Source organism: Streptomyces doebereineriae (genome assembly GCF_031845645.1).
GTDB lineage: Bacteria > Actinomycetota > Actinomycetes > Streptomycetales > Streptomycetaceae > Streptomyces > Streptomyces canus.
Genome location: NZ_JAVREZ010000237.1, coordinates 1 through 464, shown reverse-complemented (window position 1 = coordinate 464; position 464 = coordinate 1). Strand labels below are relative to the sequence as shown.

The window sequence follows — 464 nt, the reverse complement described above, 5'->3', positions numbered from 1 at the left end:
TTTCACGACTACCAACAGAGCGATATTGTGTAATTAGCTCATAAATTCGAATTGAATGTACACTGTTGAAATAAGCGATATGTTTGAGTTGATATTGCGTGAATTGCCCTTTAAGTTGCGTTAGGTATGGCATAACTTCATCAGTCATTGCAATTCTAAAACGCCCCTCTTTCTTGAAATATGTTCTAGAGGAAACCCAACGAAATTCAGTTACACGGTCTTTATCTTCAGTTTTAACACTTCGGTCATAAATCAGTTTTATAGCCGCCTGAATTTGCTTATAGGCGTTATCTTGGCTTATTTCTGGAAACTCACGGACAAAATCAGCCACCGTAAAATCAAAAATCTTTTGATTAGATTTCGGATCCATAGTCCCAATAGTTAAAGCTAAAATTCTGATTTCATCAATACTCAATCGGTAATTGGCTTCAATAAGGCTATTAGCCTTTACAACAACTAAATCA

General features: G+C 35.6%; 1 protein-coding gene. It reads right to left on the bottom strand.

Annotated elements, in window-relative coordinates; translation table 11 throughout:
• A partial coding sequence (locus RNB18_RS51645) for a replication initiation protein (protein WP_311721015.1) occupies positions 1 to 464 on the bottom strand: 464 nt, incomplete at both ends.